16 protein-coding genes are annotated in these 16,828 nt (G+C 59.9%); 7 read left to right on the top strand and 9 right to left on the bottom strand.

From position 1 onward, the window contains the following. Nucleotides 1-5: 5 nt before the first annotated feature. The 4 genes from KCG87_RS05530 to KCG87_RS05515 all read right to left on the bottom strand — a co-directional run bounded on the left by KCG87_RS05530 (nt 6) and on the right by KCG87_RS05515 (nt 4,044). Entirely contained in the window at nt 6-278 is a 273-nt protein-coding gene (locus KCG87_RS05530; RefSeq protein ID WP_003220737.1) for an oxidative damage protection protein, read from the bottom strand. Next, the gene (gene mutY, locus KCG87_RS05525) at nt 275-1,342 is read right to left on the bottom strand and encodes an A/G-specific adenine glycosylase (RefSeq protein ID WP_210556809.1); all 1,068 of its coding nucleotides are present in this window, start codon (nt 1,340-1,342) and stop codon (nt 275-277) included. Before mutY ends, KCG87_RS05530 begins: the two co-directional genes overlap by 4 nt. Next, entirely contained in the window at nt 1,339-3,561 is a 2,223-nt protein-coding gene (locus KCG87_RS05520) for an AsmA family protein (RefSeq protein WP_210556807.1), read from the bottom strand. Before KCG87_RS05520 ends, mutY begins: the two co-directional genes overlap by 4 nt. A gap of 78 nt (nt 3,562-3,639) precedes the next feature. After that, entirely contained in the window at nt 3,640-4,044 is a 405-nt protein-coding gene (locus tag KCG87_RS05515) for an acetyl-CoA sensor PanZ family protein (RefSeq protein WP_210556806.1), read from the bottom strand. A gap of 223 nt (nt 4,045-4,267) precedes the next feature. Between KCG87_RS05515 and KCG87_RS05510 the strand changes: the two genes are divergently transcribed. The 7 genes from KCG87_RS05510 to KCG87_RS05480 all read left to right on the top strand — a co-directional run bounded on the left by KCG87_RS05510 (nt 4,268) and on the right by KCG87_RS05480 (nt 10,079). Next, entirely contained in the window at nt 4,268-5,932 is a 1,665-nt protein-coding gene (locus KCG87_RS05510; RefSeq protein WP_096796694.1) for an OFA family MFS transporter, read from the top strand. Nucleotides 5,933-6,197: 265 nt separating this feature from the next. Continuing rightward, a complete protein-coding gene (gene hisB, locus KCG87_RS05505; protein ID WP_007909204.1) occupies nt 6,198-6,791 on the top strand; it encodes an imidazoleglycerol-phosphate dehydratase HisB in 594 nt (197 codons plus the stop codon). Then, nucleotides 6,791-7,429: an imidazole glycerol phosphate synthase subunit HisH gene (gene hisH / locus KCG87_RS05500; RefSeq protein WP_007961712.1), complete on the top strand. Its 639-nt coding sequence runs from the start codon at nt 6,791-6,793 to the stop codon at nt 7,427-7,429. Before hisB ends, hisH begins: the two co-directional genes overlap by 1 nt. Beyond that, nucleotides 7,430-7,690, top strand: coding sequence for a DUF2164 domain-containing protein (locus tag KCG87_RS05495; protein WP_003220751.1), 261 nt, complete (start codon nt 7,430-7,432; stop codon nt 7,688-7,690). A 42-nt stretch (nt 7,691-7,732) separates the two neighbouring features. Beyond that, nucleotides 7,733-8,470: a 1-(5-phosphoribosyl)-5-[(5-phosphoribosylamino)methylideneamino]imidazole-4-carboxamide isomerase gene (gene hisA, locus KCG87_RS05490; protein ID WP_096796693.1), complete on the top strand. Its 738-nt coding sequence runs from the start codon at nt 7,733-7,735 to the stop codon at nt 8,468-8,470. 9 nt (nt 8,471-8,479) lie between these two features. Next, entirely contained in the window at nt 8,480-9,250 is a 771-nt protein-coding gene (hisF, locus tag KCG87_RS05485; protein WP_007909211.1) for an imidazole glycerol phosphate synthase subunit HisF, read from the top strand. Between the two features lie 73 nt (nt 9,251-9,323). After that, nucleotides 9,324-10,079, top strand: a complete 756-nt coding sequence (locus tag KCG87_RS05480) for an ABC transporter substrate-binding protein (protein ID WP_134785216.1) — start codon at nt 9,324-9,326, stop codon at nt 10,077-10,079. On the opposite strand, the gene KCG87_RS05475 is transcribed toward KCG87_RS05480, so the two are convergent. From KCG87_RS05475 to KCG87_RS05455, 5 genes are all read right to left on the bottom strand, one after another. After that, nucleotides 10,060-11,364: a Vps62-related protein gene (locus KCG87_RS05475; protein WP_134785217.1), complete on the bottom strand. Its 1,305-nt coding sequence runs from the start codon at nt 11,362-11,364 to the stop codon at nt 10,060-10,062. The two genes, KCG87_RS05480 and KCG87_RS05475, sit on opposite strands and share 20 nt — an antisense overlap. A gap of 207 nt (nt 11,365-11,571) precedes the next feature. Continuing rightward, nucleotides 11,572-13,050 carry a serine protease gene (locus KCG87_RS05470; protein WP_134785218.1) on the bottom strand — a complete coding sequence of 493 codons (1,479 nt, stop codon included), beginning with the start codon at nt 13,048-13,050 and terminating at the stop codon, nt 11,572-11,574. Between the two features lie 130 nt (nt 13,051-13,180). Beyond that, the gene (locus KCG87_RS05465; protein ID WP_098966753.1) at nt 13,181-13,957 is read right to left on the bottom strand and encodes a divergent polysaccharide deacetylase family protein; all 777 of its coding nucleotides are present in this window, start codon (nt 13,955-13,957) and stop codon (nt 13,181-13,183) included. Nucleotides 13,958-13,959: 2 nt separating this feature from the next. Beyond that, nucleotides 13,960-15,279: a S41 family peptidase gene (locus tag KCG87_RS05460; protein WP_047600888.1), complete on the bottom strand. Its 1,320-nt coding sequence runs from the start codon at nt 15,277-15,279 to the stop codon at nt 13,960-13,962. A gap of 31 nt (nt 15,280-15,310) precedes the next feature. Continuing rightward, nucleotides 15,311-16,597 carry a murein hydrolase activator EnvC gene (locus KCG87_RS05455; RefSeq protein WP_098966755.1) on the bottom strand — a complete coding sequence of 429 codons (1,287 nt, stop codon included), beginning with the start codon at nt 16,595-16,597 and terminating at the stop codon, nt 15,311-15,313. Between the last annotated feature and the right edge of the window lie 231 nt (nt 16,598-16,828).

Raw genomic sequence — 16,828 nt, 5'->3', positions numbered from 1 at the left:
CGGGTTTACTCCGCAGGCGGAACGTAGCCTTCCGCCTTGGCGTAATCCTCGCCGGAGAAGTACTTGTCCATTTCGCCCTGCAGATATTTGCGGTCTTCGGCGTTCATCATGTTCAGGCGCTTTTCGTTGATCAGCAGGGTCTGGTGTTTCTGCCAGTCAGCCCAGGCTTTGGCCGAGACGTGGTCAAAAATATCCTGACCTTTGGCGCCCGGGAAAGGAGCGCGTTCCAGCGCGGGCAGTTCTTCTTTGTACTTGCGGCACATGATGGTGCGGGTCATGACGACTCTCCTGCGTTCAATACGGCGGCCGCGCGTTCGAGCAAGGTTTTGACCGGGGCGGCAAGGCCCAGGCGCGGCGGGGTGGCGAGGTTATACCAGAGCCAGTCGGCCTCGGCCACGTGATGGCTGGCTTCCTGTACCTGAACCAGCCAGGGTTCGATGGACAGCTGGAAATGGCTGAAGGTGTGAACGAGGCTTGGCAGCGCCTGCTGCTCGCCCATGGTCAGCGAGTGCTGATCGGCCAGATGTTGCAGGTCGTCGAGGTCGTCGAGTTCCGGCAGGCTCCATAAGCCGCCCCACAATCCCGAGGACGGGCGGCGATAAAGCAGAATCGCGCCTTCTTCGTTGGCGAGCATCGGCATCAGCGTGCGTTTCTGCGGGATGGCCTTGCGCGGTTTGGGGATCGGGTAGCGTGTCTCCAGCCCGAGCATGTGCGCCTCGCAGCCCTTTTCCAGCGGACACAGCAGGCAGCTCGGTTTGCTGCGCGTACACAACGTGGCGCCGAGATCCATCATCGCCTGGGTGTAGGCGTTGACCCGATCGTGCGGCGTAAAACGCTCTGCATTGGCCCACAGCTGTTTGGCGACCTTCGGTTCCCCCGGGTAACCCTCCTGCGCGGTAAAACGCGCCAGAACGCGTTTGACGTTGCCATCGAGGATCGGCGCGCGCAGGCCCATGCTGATGCTGGCGATAGCCCCGGCGGTGGACAGGCCGATCCCCGGCAGATCCGTCAGCTTTTCGACGTCCCGCGGAAATTCGCCGCCGTACTGGCTGACGACGATCTTCGCGGTTTTTTGCAGATTGCGCGCGCGGGTGTAGTAACCGAGCCCGGTCCACAGGTGCAGCACTTCGTCCTCCGGCGCTTCGGCCAGCGCTTGCACCGTTGGCAGCGCGGCCATGAAGCGGTCGAAGTAATTGAGCACGGTGCTGACCTGGGTCTGCTGCAACATGATCTCCGACACCCACACCCGATACGGATTGATGTCTTGCTGCCAAGGCAAATCGTGGCGGCCGTGGCGGTCGAACCATTCCAGCACCGCCGTGGAAAACTGCTCCGCTGTCATCGCTTGAACAGCCCCTTCAATGCGTTTTTCAATTCCGGGCTGACCTTGTCGCCAAGTTTTTCATCGATCTTCTCGCTGAGTTTGTCACCGGCCAGTTTGGTCGCGACCTGGCCGAGACGTTCGTTATCCACACGGCAGGCCTTGGCGCCCAGCTCCAGTGGGCCACGGCAGCGCAGCGGCCACTCGATGCCGACGAATTTCTCGCCGACCTGACAGGCCGGATCCGGCATGGCGCTGGTGTCGCCTTCGACGATGATGCCGACGCGGTAATCCATGCCCAGCACCCGCAGGTCGATGTCGCCATCGCCGTTGACGGTCATGCCGGGGATGCGCACTTTCAGGTCCGGGTTGCTGGCGATACCGTTGCGGAAGGTCAGGTTGCCCTTGAGTTCCTGGAACGGCGTGTCCTTGCCCCGTGGCTCGCCGCTGAGGGTTTTGCGGTTGAGGGTGGCGATGCCTTTGCACAGTTGCTGTTCAAGGTTGGCGTTGAGCAGCACACCGTTGTTGATCACGAAACTGGCGTTGCCGTTGAGGGTTTCGATCAGCGCCTGCTGGCTGTTGCCGCTGCCGGTGAGGCTGCTGGTCAGTGTGACCAGGCCTTTGACCGGCGGATTCTTGCCTTGGCTTTCGAGGATTTTCTCGGCCGGTACGCGGTTGATCCTGGTTTGCAGGTTCAGCACCGGCGCACTCGGGCGTACGTCGAGGGTGCCCTTGGCTTCGAAATCGCCGTTGTACAGGCCGCCGCGCAGATTTTCCAACGTCAGCAGGCCGCCCTGGCCAGTGGCTTTGAGCGCGGCATTCTGAATCGGCAGTTTGTCGAGGGTCAGTTGGCCGAAGGTCAGGTCGGCATCGACGTCGAGTTTGGCCAGACGCTCGACCGGCAGCAGACGCTCGGTGCTCCAGGCGCTTTTGCTTGGTTTGTCCGGCAACGGTGTACTACCGGCGCCGGCCATGGCATCGGCTTCGGTGCTGGCGACTTCGGCCTGACGCACTTGCGTGGCGTTTTTGGCTTTTTCCGATTTCGGCGGCAGGTAGCGGTCGACGTCGAACGTGTCAGCCTTGAGGATCGCGCGCAGCGACTGCTTGGCGAAATCTTCCACGGCAATGCGCCCGCTGAAGCTGCTGTCGTCGAGTTTCAGGTTGATGTTGTCGAAGGCGACGCTGGTTGGCGTGGCGGCCACGCGGCTGACCAGTTCGACCTTGCTCAGGCTGCCGGGCGCCATGGCTGGCAACGTCTGGCCGATGCTGTCGACAAATTTCGCCAGATCGAACTGGGCGATCGAGATTCCGCCAGTGATCTGCGGGGTCTTGTCGAGGTCGTTGGCTTTCAGCTCACCGAGCGCGCGCAACTGGTTGGCGGAGATCTTGATACCGGTCCATTCGGCGACGTTCGCCGCCTTGTCCAGGGAAATCTGGCCTTGGGCGGAGAAGGTCATGGCCTTGCCCTGTAGTGGGTCGCCGGTCAGTTCGCCGGACAGTTTCATGTCTTCGAACTTGTAACGTTGCAGGGCGCGTTCGATGCGCAGCTCGCCGTTGAGCTCGGTGCGCACCCGCAGCACAGGCTGATTGGTGCTGAGGAACGCCGTGGCTTTCAGCGGAATGTTGGTCGAGTCGTGTACTGCACCGGTGCTCAGCTGGATGCTTTCGGCGCTGTACTGCTTGCCGGTCTGCTCGTCGTTGTATTCAACGCGGGCGTTGTTGACTGTCAGGCTGTCGATGTCGAGGCGGATCGGCTGCGGCGGTTTTTCCGGCTGGGCGGCCTCTGCAACAGGCGGGCTGGCAGGCGTCGGGCTGCCGGCAGGCGTGGCGGGAGGTGGCAGCTTGCCGATGTCTTCCCAGTTGCCGTGGCCGTTTTTGTCGCGTTTCAGGCGCAGGTTCAGGCCTTCGACGCGCACATCGCTCATCTGCACTTCGCGGCGCAACAGCGGCAGCACGCGCACGGACAGGCCGAGCATCTGCAGGTCGGCATACGGTTCGGTCGGGTTGATCAGGGTGGCGATGCTGGCCTCATGCAGTTCCAGGCCGAGCCACGGGAACAGGCTCCAGCCGATATCGCCATTGAGCGTCAGCTCGATGTGGGCCTTGTCGCGGGCTATCTGGCGGATCTCGTCTTTGTAGTCGTTGGGATCAAACAGGTGGGTCAGGGCGAAGCCCGCTGCCACAATGATCAGCAACAGCCCGAGAAGTACCAGACCCAGGATTTTGCCGAACGCTTTCATGGGCGAGTCCTTGTAGTTAGTCGAATTCGTAAATTAGCCGGGGAGTATAGCGCTGCATCCGCCCGGTTCGGGGCGCTGTCATGTCGCGATCACGTCCAGCGGCAATTGCAATTTGGCGGCCAGCGCCTGGATTTCAAGGTGTCCGGCCGGTGCCAGCAGGCGCAGTTGGGCACCCGCTTGCGACGCCATTTTCTGTGCTTGGTTCACCAGTCTCTCGGCTACCCCACGGCGCCGGGTGACTTTTCGTACACACAAATGTGACAAGTACCAAACCTTGTCGTGCCTTGTCAGGCGTGCTGCACCGAGCAGGCGATCGTTGAAACGTCCTGCAATCAAAGAGCCGTCAGCCAGGCTGTTTTCGATCAGTTGAGCGTCCCCGGAATACGGTGCGAACAGCCATTGTGGAGCGTCACGATAGATTTTTTGCAGGTCCTGTTGATCCGGGTAACTGGCATCGTTCAACGCTTGGACAGCGATCGGCATGGCTTTTTCCTGAGGGGGCGAGATCAGATGACATGAAAAAGGTGATATCAGTTTGGTTTTTCTGTCACGTGCAAATGGTAACCTTCGCCGGTTCGTCCGTCCTTCTGCGACTTAACGTCGCGCCTTCAAGGAGCTTCACCCGAAAAAACGGTCATGCCTGCGTGCATAAAGGCCGAGGGTGAGCAGTGGCTGGCGAACCATACTAATAATTGGGGGATACACAATGAGCACGAGCATCACGGCGGACGGCCTTCGCGCCGACCAGCCTGCGTTCCTGTCCAAGGAACGCATCATCGCCAAGCCCGGTTTCAACCGCTGGCTGGTTCCACCGGCCGCTCTGGCCATCCACCTGTGCATCGGCATGGCCTACGGTTTCTCGGTGTTCTGGTTGCCGTTGTCCAAGGCGCTGGGCGTCACGGCTCCGGTGGCTTGCGCACCGGACATGAGCTTCATCGCTCAGGTCTTCTCTTCGCAATGCGACTGGCCGATCTCCATGCTCGGCTGGATCTACACCCTGTTCTTCATCTTCCTCGGCTGCTCGGCAGCGATCTGGGGTGGCTGGCTGGAACACGCCGGGCCACGCAAGGCCGGTGTGGTATCGGCACTGTGCTGGTGCGGCGGTCTGCTGATCTCTGCACTGGGTATCTACACCCACCAGATCTGGCTGATGTGGATCGGCTCCGGGGTGATCGGCGGTATCGGTCTGGGCCTGGGCTACATTTCGCCGGTCTCGACCCTGATCAAGTGGTTCCCGGACAAGCGCGGCATGGCGACCGGCATGGCGATCATGGGTTTCGGTGGCGGCGCGATGGTCGGTGCACCGTTGGCGACTGCGCTGATGAGCCACTTCGCTTCGCCTGCGGGTGTCGGCGTCTGGCAAAGCTTCGTGGCCATGGCTGCGATCTACTTCGTGTTCATGATCGGTGGCGCCCTGGCTTACCGCGTGCCGCCAACCGGCTGGAAGCCTGAAGGCTGGACCGCTCCAGCGAAGAAAGCTTCGAACGCGATGATCACCCACCGTCACGTGCACGTGAATGTGGCGTGGAAAACCCCGCAGTTCCGTCTGGTGTGGCTGGTGCTGTGCCTGAACGTATCCGCCGGTATCGGCATTCTCGGCATGGCTTCGCCACTGCTGCAGGAAGTGTTCGGCGGCAAGCTGCTGGGCGTTGACGTGCCGTTCGGTCAACTGGACGCCGGGCAACTGGCTTCGATCGCTGCGATCGCTGCCGGCTTCACCGGTTTGCTGAGCCTGTTCAACATCGGTGGCCGCTTCTTCTGGGCTTCGTTCTCGGACTACCTGGGTCGCAAAAACACTTACTTCGTGTTCTTCGCCCTCGGTTTTGCCCTGTACGCGCTGATCCCGAACATGGGTCATCTGGGCAACGTTGCGCTGTTCGTGGCGGCGTTCTGCATCATCCTGTCGATGTACGGCGGTGGTTTTGCGACCGTTCCAGCGTATCTGGCCGACCTGTTCGGCACGCAAATGGTCGGTGCGATCCACGGTCGTCTGCTGACTGCCTGGGCCGCCGCCGGCGTGCTCGGCCCGGTGCTGGTGAACTACCTGCGTGAGTATCAGTTGAGCATCGGCGTTGAACGCGCTGCCGCTTACGACATCACTCTGTACATCCTCGCCGGCCTGCTGGTGCTGGGTTTCCTGTGCAACCTGATGGTGCGTCCGGTGGCCGACAAGTACTTCATGACCGACGCCGAACTGGCCGCCGAACAGGCGCTGGGCCACGACAAAGGGGCTGATGCGAGCACCGTGCTGGAGTGGAAAGCCGCACCGGGCAGCAAGCCGCTGGCAATCGCTGCGTGGCTGGTGGTGGGTATTCCGTTGGCGTGGGGCGTGTGGGTGACCCTGCAGAAGACGGCGGTACTGTTTCACTAAGTAAAAACGTAATACCCCTGTAGGAGTGAGCCCTGCTCGCGATAGCGGTCTGACAGTCGACAGAAATGTTGACTGTGAGGCCCTCATCGCGAGCAGGCTCACTCCTACAGTTGTTTTGGGGTGCCTGTAATGGCTTGTATGGACATGTCTACCCGCGACAGCCGGGCGTTCTATCCGTCAGCCATCTCACGTCGCGTGTTTCTGTTTCGGCCCCGCGTGCCTATAATGGCTGCCTTTTTCGCCCAATGATTTTGCGGAGCTGGTGATGGCCGAACGTAAGGCGTCTGTCGAGCGCGACACTCTGGAAACCCAGATCAAAGCCTCGATCAACCTTGATGGCACCGGAAAGGCCCGATTCGATATCGGTGTTCCTTTTCTTGAGCACATGCTGGATCAGATCGCCCGTCACGGGTTGATCGACCTTGATATTGAATGCAAGGGCGATCTGCATATCGACGACCACCATACCGTGGAAGACGTCGGTATCACCCTCGGCCAGGCCTTCGCCAAAGCCATCGGCGACAAGAAAGGCATCCGTCGCTACGGTCATGCTTACGTGCCGCTCGATGAAGCGCTGTCGCGTGTGGTGATCGACTTCTCCGGCCGTCCAGGCCTGCAGATGCACGTGCCCTACACCCGCGCCACCGTGGGCGGCTTCGACGTCGACCTGTTCCAGGAATTCTTCCAGGGCTTCGTCAATCACGCGCTGGTCAGCCTGCACATCGACAACCTGCGTGGCACCAACACCCACCACCAGATCGAAACCGTGTTCAAGGCTTTCGGCCGCGCGCTGCGCATGGCCGTCGAGCTGGATGAGCGCATGGCCGGGCAAATGCCATCGACCAAAGGCGTTCTGTAATGCAGACGGTTGCAGTTATCGACTACGGCATGGGCAACCTGCACTCGGTGGCCAAGGCCCTCGAGCACGTCGGTGCCGGCAAGGTGCTGATCACCAGCGATGCCGACGTGATCCGCGAAGCCGACCGTGTGGTATTCCCGGGCGTTGGTGCGATCCGCGATTGCATGGCGGAGATCCGTCGCCTCGGGTTCGACTCGCTGGTGCGTGAAGTCAGTCAGGATCGTCCGTTCCTCGGCATCTGCGTCGGCATGCAAGCCCTGCTCGACAGCAGCGAAGAGAACGACGGCGTCGACTGCATCGGCCTGTTCCCGGGCGCCGTGAAGTTCTTCGGCAAAGACCTGCATGAAGACGGCGAGCACCTGAAAGTCCCGCACATGGGCTGGAACGAAGTGCAGCAGAAGGTCAGTCACCCGCTGTGGCACGACATTCCGGACATGGCGCGTTTCTACTTCGTGCACAGCTACTACATCGCTGCCGCCAATGCGCGGCAGGTAGTCGGTAGCGGTCATTACGGAGTCGATTTCGCTGCCGCGCTGGCCGAAGGCTCGCGTTTCGCCGTGCAATTCCACCCGGAGAAGAGCCATACCCATGGCCTGCAATTGCTGCAGAACTTCGCCGCGTGGGACGGTCGCTGGTAAATGGCTGCCAAGAAGTCCAAACCGCCGATCCTGACCCTCACTCCCGAACAGGAGAACGAGGCCAACCGCAAGATCCAGCGGTTCATGGAGGATCGGTTCGAACTTGACCTGGGTTCGTTCGAGGCGGCGGAAATTCTTGAGTTGTTTACCCGCGAAATTGCTCCGCACTATTACAACAGGGCGATTTTCGATGTGCAGACCCACCTCAAAGAGCGGTTTGAAAGCATCGAAAGCGACCTGTGGGCGCTCGAGAAAAACTGATTTCCGAGCCAAGCTGAACATTCAAATTTGAAGGTTTGCCAGATGCTGATTATTCCCGCTATCGATCTTAAAGACGGTGCCTGCGTACGTCTGCGCCAGGGCCGCATGGAAGATTCCACAGTGTTCTCCGAGGACCCGGTGAGCATGGCTGCCAAGTGGGTGGAGGGCGGTTGCCGCCGTCTGCATCTGGTCGATCTGAACGGCGCATTCGAAGGTCAGCCGGTCAATGGCGAAGTGGTCACCGCAATCGCCAAGCGCTACCCGAACCTGCCGATCCAGATCGGTGGCGGTATCCGCTCGCTGGAAACCATCGAGCATTACGTCAAGGCGGGCGTCAGCTACGTGATCATCGGCACCAAAGCCGTTAAAGATCCGGCGTTCGTCGCTGAAGCCTGCCGCGCGTTCCCGGGCAAGATCATTGTCGGCCTGGATGCCAAGGACGGGTTCGTTGCCACCGACGGCTGGGCTGAAATCAGCACCGTGCAAGTCATCGATCTGGCCAAGCAGTTTGAAGCCGACGGTGTGTCCTCGATCGTTTATACCGACATCGCCAAAGACGGCATGATGCAGGGCTGCAACGTACCGTTCACCGCTGCGCTGGCTGCAGCGACGAAGATCCCGGTGATCGCGTCCGGCGGTATCCACAATCTGGGTGACATCAAGTCGCTGCTCGACGCCAAGGCGCCGGGCATCATCGGTGCAATCACTGGCCGGGCGATCTACGAAGGCACCCTCGACGTCGCCGAAGCGCAAGCTTTCTGCGATGCGTACCAAGGCTGAGGACTGACCATGGCGCTGGCCAAACGCATCATCCCTTGCCTGGACGTGGACAACGGCCGGGTCGTCAAAGGTGTGAAGTTCGAGAACATCCGCGATGCCGGCGACCCGGTGGAAATCGCCCGTCGTTATGACGAGCAGGGTGCCGACGAGATTACCTTTCTCGATATCACCGCCAGCGTCGATGGTCGCGACACCACGCTGCACACCGTCGAGCGCATGGCCAGCCAGGTGTTCATTCCGCTGACCGTCGGCGGTGGCGTGCGCACCGTGCAGGACATCCGCAACCTGCTCAATGCCGGTGCGGACAAGGTCTCGATCAACACCGCAGCGGTGTTCAATCCGGAGTTTGTTGGCGAAGCGGCGCAGCATTTCGGCTCGCAGTGCATCGTCGTCGCCATCGACGCGAAGAAGGTCTCCGGCCCGGGCGAAACCCCGCGCTGGGAAATCTTCACCCACGGCGGGCGCAAGCCGACCGGTCTCGATGCAGTCGAGTGGGCGAAGAAAATGGAAGGCCTGGGTGCCGGCGAAATCCTGCTGACCAGCATGGATCAGGACGGCATGAAAAACGGCTTCGACCTCGGCGTAACCCGCGCGATCAGCGATGCGCTGGGCATTCCGGTGATCGCTTCCGGCGGCGTCGGCAACCTGCAGCATCTGGCCGACGGCATCCTTGAAGGCCACGCCAGCGCGGTACTGGCGGCGAGTATTTTCCACTTCGGCGAATACACCGTGCAGGAAGCGAAAGCGTACATGGCCAAACGCGGCATCGTGATGCGCTAAACCGTACAGGCCAGTGGACAGCATGGCGTACCCAAGGCACTCTTGGGCACGCCATGGATTCCGGTAGCCCGACATGATCAAACGCCTGCTTCTTGTTCTCGCCAGTGCCTCTGTGTTGCTGCTCAGCACGGCGCGGGCCGAAAACAGTCCCGACACCGATCTGGTGCTCCTCACCGAAAACTTTCCGCCCTACAACATGGCGAAAGACGGCAAGAATTTCGCCAAGGGCGAGAACATCAACGGCATTGCCGCCGATATCGTCCGCGAAATGTTCAAGCGCGCCGGGCTCACCTATAGCCTGACGCTGCGCTTCCCATGGGAGCGCGTCTACAAACTGGCGCTGGAAAACCCCGGTTACGGCGCCTTCGTGATGGCCCGCCTGCCGGACCGCGAAAACCTCTTCAAATGGGTCGGCCCGATCGGTCCGGACGACTGGATCATGTTGGCCAGGGCCGACAGCAAAATCACCCTCGACACCCTCAACGATGCGCGCAAATACAGGATCGGTGCCTACAAAGGCGATGCGATTGCCGAGACGCTGGCCAAGCAGGGCTTGAAGCCTACGGTCGTTCTGCGCGATCAGGACAACGCGAAAAAACTGGTCAATGGCCAGATCGACCTGTGGGCCACGGGTGATCCTGCCGGGCGTTATCTGGCGCGGCAGGACGGGGTCACTGGACTCAAGACCGTGTTGCGCTTCAACAGCGCCGAGTTATATCTGGCGCTGAACAAGGATGTGTCGGACGCAACGGTCGCCAGGCTGCAGGCGGCGCTGGATCAGATGCGCAAGGACGGGGTTGTCGACGAGATCATGGGGCGCTATCTGTAGCCGTCGGCAACGACTTGTCCGTTGCCTGGTGGGTGCATTCTTGCGGCGGATACTGCAGCAGACTCAGGTTATCGTTCTGGGTGTAAGCCAGATTGATCCCCGCTTGCGAGCCGTCAGCACGACGCAGCTCGTAGAAACTCTCCAACTGATAAACCGCGACAAATTTGCCTTTGCCGGCCATCGCGATCACATGGGTAACAAATGAAGTCTGCCAGCCACTGGTTGACGTCTCGCTGTGAGTGAACTGGCTGTCCAGTCTTGCCGAGAATGGGAGTGACGGAGGAGCGTCTGCCTTCGTTGCCCACGGGCTCACAAAACTGATCGCAGTAAGTTGAGTGAACAGACGCAGCGTCTTCGGATTCTGCAGCCGCTGCGCAGTCCACTTGAAAGCCCGTGCCTCCTCGCCTGTGTTGTGTCCGCTCCCAACCAAATAGTACTGGTCGGTTCTTTCCAGGCGATAAAACGGCGTGGTGCGTAATTGATCAATTGGCGACAAGTCATCCTTGACCACGAACCATGGCAGCTCGATGACTTGGGCGAGGGTGGCCGCTCCCTTGGTTTCGGGGGCATCCGCTGCCAAGAGCATCGGCAGCTGTGGCGATGACTGGATCAGTGGCGCGATCTGCATCCGTAGTGAATAGGCACCGACATTGCTCTCTGGCCGGTTGAAACTGCTTGCCCCAACAAAGGTGCCTGGTGCGAAATGAATCTCTCCCGGCGGCGCATTCGTCGGCGTGACGCTCCAGGCGCTGAAACTCTGTCTGGCACCGCTGCCCTTGTCATTCCAGATCAGTTCGCCAACGTCCGAGGCGATCACCAGATCGGCCCGTACACAGCGAACCGCGTTGAGTGAAGGTTTTTCGTGATCATTGGAGCAGACCGCGCCCATGGCCACATAGCCTTGCGGGGCGATCGGTCGCCATACGGCACCGTCTTTCTTCGAGCCTGAGCCGGAATCTTTCCAGATCAGTTCGAAATCCTCCGGGCGCCTTAATGCCGGGCCTCTGGCCGGATCTGCACTGGGTGCATCGGCTTCACAAACCACAGCTACCACGGTGCTGCCGTTAATGTTGTCGTGCCCGGCGACGAACACGTCGCCGAGCGGGAAATAGCCCGGCAATACATCCGGCGCCGGAGTCGGGCGCCAGAAGGCCGCGGGTTTAGCCCGTGAGCCGGTGCTGTCCCAGATCCGGTGAAATTCCGTGGTGAAATGGATCAGCAGATTGTCGTGTCGGATCGGCGCGATTTGCCTGGATGGCGCTGCGGCCTGGTCATGAATGGTCATGGTCACTCCTGATAGTTGAACGGCGACTCGAGGGAGTCGCGACCCGTTGCAGGTCTCACTATCGGTAATCGCAACCGGTCTCTGGCGGTAACTATGTATGACGTCGTGACCAGTTATTTCCAAAAAAACCGTTCCTTGCCATGGGCAGCCTTGCGCTCCTGTTTTGCCTATTGATGCAGAAGCACAAGGCCGACGTCACTGATCAGCTCAGGGGGCGCTGTTTTCGAGCGCTTCCCATTCCAGGATGTATTCCTTCAATTCTGAGCGCTGATTGTTGGGGTCGACAGCGTAAACGCAGAGTTTGAGGGGGAAGTTGCTTTGCGGACGTAGCCAATTGGAGGTCACATGCCTATAACCCTGTGGGTCTTCGCAACTGACTTTTTCAGCAAGGCCGCCTTTTACCTCGTATCGATCAAGACCCTCGTTCTTGCGTTCCGGCCACAGAATCAGCGCCCTGTTTATCTCTTTGTTAAACGAAGTCTCTATGGTCGGAACAGGCGTCGGGCCCGCCTCAACCAGATAAGTGGGAACAGTGACGGCATTGCGATAAGTGCCTGCGGGTAATATGTCCTCAGTACTGTTTGTGGCGATGATGCAAAGGTTGCTAGGCCCGGTTTCAGGTCCCATCGGAACATTTAATCGAGTCGGCGCAGTGCCGGTGGTGATTGGCTGGCTGTAGTCTTGCGGAACTTCGCATTCGACCGGGTCCGACGTGCGTTTGGTCCGGATAAACCGGGTGCTGGCGGTTATTTCAAAGTTCCATTCTGGATAAACGTAGTTGCCCTGAGCGTTTACGCTGATCTTTGCATGCGTTGGCAGTTGGGCAGGCAGTCTGATAGAGGCTGCCGGAAATAATTCGCACACCTGCGGATCCGTATTGAGTTTGCCATCGATAAAGCAGTTGTTGAAAACCGAGGTGGGACTGCCGTAACTGCCGCTCGGCATCTGACCGTATCCAGGCAGCGGCGTCAGATGGTGAGCCAAGGTCCCAAGGACGCCATAGACCTCGTTGGTCGCTCGAACGATGACCGGACTCCCCGAGCTTCCGGAAGCAATATCTTTGCATTGGTTGCTGACGGTATGCCGCCAAACCCAGGGCTTTTCGAAAATCGCCGGGGAGGGCATGTGGGTGCAGGCTGACATTTGTAATGGAGCACCAACGGGTTTGTGCACAATCAGAATGTCGCTATCTTCTGCCGGCGCCTGCCGGGTCAGTTTCATGGGCGTGATGCCCTGTGCCAGAAGTTCGCCCTGTGATACTCCAAGCTCCAACAGAGCCAGGTCGACACCCTGAATACTGCTCCAGGCTACTTTCTTCAGAGGCACAGTCCTGGAGGCAGCAGTCGTATCGATGAAGTTGTTGAAGGTAATGCTGGCTTCGATAGGGTCATCCATTCGCATGACCCCGTTTTCCTTGCCCACGCAGTGCGCACTGGTCAATGCATAGGCGGAATCAGAGGGGCGAGAGCTGTTTGTGTCGATCAGGAAGGCGGTGCAGGAACCGTGCTCGCGGCTTTTGTACTCGCCGATTCCCATCCAGTGGTTATTTTCGCCATCTTTGTTAGTCAGGTGTTGCGACGGTGAGAAGTTTTCAGCGCCCTTGCCGTAATCGACAGGGCTGGAACAGGCAGGAAGTGAGAAGGCAGTCAGTAATAAAAAGCTTGGGTGGATATATTTAAAGTTCATGGCCAGTCCTTGGCTAATATATGGGTGCAAGACTGGCGCAGAATAAGACAGTTAGGTTTGAGTCGGTTCTATAAGTTATTGCTGCTTATTTTGGACGTAGAGGCTTATGAGAATTTAATCAGTTGATAGCTTAACGATAAATTCCATTTTTCCCGTGTGCAGCTGTCGCTTTGTTACTCCGCACGCTGATCATCTGCTTGATATCGATCCACTCGATGCCTTGCGCCTTGAGCTTCGGCAATTCACGTTCCAGCACCGCCAGCGTCTGCGGGTAAGGGTGGCCGATCATCACTGCCGAGCCCTGCTTGCGGGCCAGGCTGATCGCCGTCTGCAGCTGGTTGAAAATGGCGGCTTCGGTGCGTTCGTCATCGAGAAACACATCGCGCGAAACACTCGCCAGATCGATCTTCTGTGCTTGCTGCGCCGCCACGGTCTGCGCGCTGGTGCGGCTGTCGACGAAGAACTTGTGCCGACGCTGCAACTCACCCATCAGCCACGCCATCGCCACCGGCTGGGCGGTCATGCGACTGCCCATGTGGTTGTTGATGCCCGCGGTGTAAGGGACCATTTTGAACGCGGCGTCGAGGCGCTTTTGCAGCTCTTCGAGCGGCAGTTCGGGGTGCCAGGCGTACGGACCGGTGGCCGGATCCATCGGCATGTGCAGGATCACGATCTTGCCGGCGCGATGGGCTTCGCGGGCGAATTCGGTGGCGTGCGGGGTGTCGGGCATGATCGCCGTGGTCACCGGGCCGGGCAGGGCCAGCACACGGCGATCCCGGGGCAGGTTCTGCCCCAGGTCGTCGATGATCAGCGTCAGGTAGGCTTTTGGCGGTGGCGTCCTGGCGGGTTCTGCGTGAGCAGCACCCGCCAGACAGCACAGCAGGACGAAGAGCAAACGCAAAGACATCCTCAACGGCCGGACGTGATGCTCAAGCCCTTAAGCAGGCTCAGGGCCTGGGCCAACTGGTAATCGTCATCCTGCGGCATGGCCTTGGCCTTGGCGCCGGAACCGGTCGGCTTGTCTGCGCCGCCGTTGCCGTTGCCCAAGTGACCTTGCAGGTCGGCTTCCTTGAAGTAATCGCCGTCCGCTTCGTTGGTGATCTTGGCCTTGCGCACTTCGATGTCCGGGACGATGCCCTGGGCCTGGATCGAGCGGCCGTTCGGCGTGAAGTACAGTGCCGTGGTGATCTTCAGCGCGCGGTCGTTGTTCAGCGGCAGCACGGTTTGCACCGAGCCTTTGCCGAAACTGGTGGTGCCCATGACTACCGCGCGTTTCTGATCCTGCAGGGCGCCGGCGACGATTTCCGAAGCCGAGGCGCTGCCACCGTTGATCAGCACGACCATCGGCACCGCTTCGCTTTCGTCTTTGCCGGTGGCGGAGAAGCGCAGTTCGGAGTTGGCGATCCGGCCTTTGGTGTAGACGATCAGGCCTTTCTTGATGAAGTGGTCGACCACTTCCACTGCCGCCTGCAACACGCCGCCCGGGTTGTTGCGCAGGTCGAGGATGATGCCGTTGAGCTTTTTGCCGTTGTCCTTGCGCAGCTTGGCCAGGGCCTTGGAGACCTCTTCGCCGGTCTTGACCTGGAACTGGGTGATGCGGATGTAGCCGTAGCCCGATTCCAGCAGCTGCGCCTTGACGCTCTTCACCTGAATCACGGCGCGGGCCAGGGTCACGTCGAACGGCGTGCCACCGTCGCGCACCAGGGTCAGGGTGATTTTCTGACCGATCTTGCCGCGCATCTTGTCCACGGCTTCGGTCATGGTCTGGCCGCGAGTTGGCGCACCGTTGATCTTGACGATGAAGTCACCGGCCTGGATGCCAGCCTTCGACGCCGGGGTGTCGTCGATCGGCGAGACGACCTTGATGAAACCGTCTTCGGAGCCGACTTCGATGCCCAGGCCGCCGAATTCGCCGCTGGTGCTTTCCTGCAGTTCGGTGAAGTCTTCAGGGCCGAGATACGCGGAGTGCGGATCGAGGTTGCTGAGCATGCCCTTGATCGCGTTTTCCAGCAGGGTCTTGTCATCCACCGGCTCGACATACGCCGCCTTGATCCGGTCCATGACCTCGGCAAAGGTGCGCAACTCTTCCAGCGGCAACGGGGCCTTGGCGGTCGCGGCAGTGCCTGCCGGAGCGACGGCCGGGGCCGGTTGAGCGGCGAACGCCAGAGGCGCGCCGATCACCAGGGCGATCGTCAGGGCCAGCGAGGTAAGGCGGGACAAATGCAGCATGTCGAACGAACTCCTGAATTAGGCGACGCGCTTATCCTTGCGCGTGGCACCATTGCGCCGGATCACTCGGGTGACCCTGCTGACGAATTGCGAAATACAGCGCTGGTGTGTCCTGACCGCCACTGTTACCCACAGTGGAGATCGACTCACCGGCTTTTACCACGTCACCGGCCGACTTGAGCAGTGTCTGGTTGTGACCGTAAAGACTCAGATAACCATTGCCGTGATCAAGGATCACCAGCAGCCCGGCGCCACGCAACCAGTCGGCGAACACCACACGCCCGCCATGCACGGCATGCACTTGGCTGCCGGCAGCGGCGCTGATCATCACGCCATCCCACTTGGTGCGGGCATCGTCGCCACGGCTTTCGCCGAAGCGTGCCAGCAATCGACCATCAACCGGCCACGGAAGTTTTCCCCGGGTTGCAGCAAAAGGGCCACCGAAGGTCTCACCGCTGCTGGACACCAGCGCGCCGGGGGTTGATTTGACGGTTTTTCGTGGGGCGTCGCTGTTTTCAGCCTGCGCCTCACGCAAACGCTTTTTTTCCGCTTCCTGCTGGGCGATCAGCGCTTTCTGCCGCGCTTCTTCTGCCTCACGGGCCTGACGGGCCAGGGTTTCTTCAATGGTTTTAAGGACTTTAGACAGGTCTGCCTGATCCTGCTCGCGGGCGGCCAGTTTCTGGTCGCGGGCTTTCACGTCATCGTTGAGCTTGGCGAGGACTTGCTGGCGTTCCTTGCGGACTTTTTCCAGCTCGTCGCGCTGGGTGTCGAGGCTGCTTTTCTGCACCAGCAATTGCGCCTGCTGCATGGCGATGTCTTTTTCGACATTGGCCAGTTGGCGCAGGGTTTCGTTGAAGTTCTTCAACTGCTCCAGGCGGGCCTGGCTCAGGTAATCGTAATAGGTGAGGGTGCGGGCGAATTTCTCGGGATTCTGCTGATTGAGCAGCAGCTTGAGGTATTCCTGACGGCCGTTCTGGTAGGCCGCGCGGGCCTGGATGGCGATCAGTCGCTGTTGTTCAGTGCGCGCGCTCTGGAGTTTTTTTTTCTCCGCATCGAGCCGCTGCAGCTCGGATTCGCTTTTTTTCAACTCTTTCTGCAGGGCATCGACCTGCTTCTCGAGCTTGCCCATCTCGGTTTCAGTGCCCTTGAGCTCTTTCTGCACACCGGATTTTTCTTCCTGCAGCTTGCCCAGCAGCTTTTTCAGCTCGGCAATGTCCTGACGCGTGGCATCCAACTGCTGTTGGGTTTGCGCGCGCTCGTCAGCGAAGGCCGGTTGGAGCAGGCAGGTCAGAGCGAGGGCGATCAGGACGCGGAGCATAGAGGCGGGCGGCACCAGGGTAATGGACGGCCTAGTATGCCCGCCCGAGGCTGCAAAAAAAACGCCCAATTGGGCTTGTGTGATAACTGGCTGGAGATACAGCTGAAAATAATCTTTGAAGCCACCATAAACAAATGTAGGAGTGAGCCTGCTCGCGATGGTGTTCTCACATTCAATAGAGTAGTTGACTGTCAGATTGCTATCGCGAGCAGGCTCACTCCTACAGGGTTT

Source organism: Pseudomonas sp. MWU347 (assembly GCF_017947305.1).
Lineage (GTDB): Bacteria > Pseudomonadota > Gammaproteobacteria > Pseudomonadales > Pseudomonadaceae > Aquipseudomonas > Aquipseudomonas putida_A.
The sequence above is the reverse complement of the archived record's forward strand: the minus strand, read 5'-3'. Positions and strand labels throughout refer to the sequence as shown.

Excerpts from the sequence above, each read along its gene's own strand:
- KCG87_RS05530 (WP_003220737.1), bottom strand. The coding sequence starts at position 278 with ATGACCCGCACCATCATGTGCCGCAAGTACAAAGAAGAACTGCCCGCG.
- mutY (WP_210556809.1), bottom strand. The coding sequence starts at position 1,342 with ATGACAGCGGAGCAGTTTTCCACGGCGGTGCTGGAATGGTTCGACCGC.
- KCG87_RS05520 (WP_210556807.1), bottom strand. The coding sequence starts at position 3,561 with ATGAAAGCGTTCGGCAAAATCCTGGGTCTGGTACTTCTCGGGCTGTTG.
- KCG87_RS05515 (WP_210556806.1), bottom strand. The coding sequence starts at position 4,044 with ATGCCGATCGCTGTCCAAGCGTTGAACGATGCCAGTTACCCGGATCAA.
- KCG87_RS05510 (WP_096796694.1), top strand. The coding sequence starts at position 4,268 with ATGAGCACGAGCATCACGGCGGACGGCCTTCGCGCCGACCAGCCTGCG.
- hisB (WP_007909204.1), top strand. The coding sequence starts at position 6,198 with ATGGCCGAACGTAAGGCGTCTGTCGAGCGCGACACTCTGGAAACCCAG.
- hisH (WP_007961712.1), top strand. The coding sequence starts at position 6,791 with ATGCAGACGGTTGCAGTTATCGACTACGGCATGGGCAACCTGCACTCG.
- KCG87_RS05495 (WP_003220751.1), top strand. The coding sequence starts at position 7,430 with ATGGCTGCCAAGAAGTCCAAACCGCCGATCCTGACCCTCACTCCCGAA.
- hisA (WP_096796693.1), top strand. The coding sequence starts at position 7,733 with ATGCTGATTATTCCCGCTATCGATCTTAAAGACGGTGCCTGCGTACGT.
- hisF (WP_007909211.1), top strand. The coding sequence starts at position 8,480 with ATGGCGCTGGCCAAACGCATCATCCCTTGCCTGGACGTGGACAACGGC.
- KCG87_RS05480 (WP_134785216.1), top strand. The coding sequence starts at position 9,324 with ATGATCAAACGCCTGCTTCTTGTTCTCGCCAGTGCCTCTGTGTTGCTG.
- KCG87_RS05475 (WP_134785217.1), bottom strand. The coding sequence starts at position 11,364 with ATGACCATTCATGACCAGGCCGCAGCGCCATCCAGGCAAATCGCGCCG.
- KCG87_RS05470 (WP_134785218.1), bottom strand. The coding sequence starts at position 13,050 with ATGAACTTTAAATATATCCACCCAAGCTTTTTATTACTGACTGCCTTC.
- KCG87_RS05465 (WP_098966753.1), bottom strand. The coding sequence starts at position 13,957 with ATGTCTTTGCGTTTGCTCTTCGTCCTGCTGTGCTGTCTGGCGGGTGCT.
- KCG87_RS05460 (WP_047600888.1), bottom strand. The coding sequence starts at position 15,279 with ATGCTGCATTTGTCCCGCCTTACCTCGCTGGCCCTGACGATCGCCCTG.
- KCG87_RS05455 (WP_098966755.1), bottom strand. The coding sequence starts at position 16,597 with ATGCTCCGCGTCCTGATCGCCCTCGCTCTGACCTGCCTGCTCCAACCG.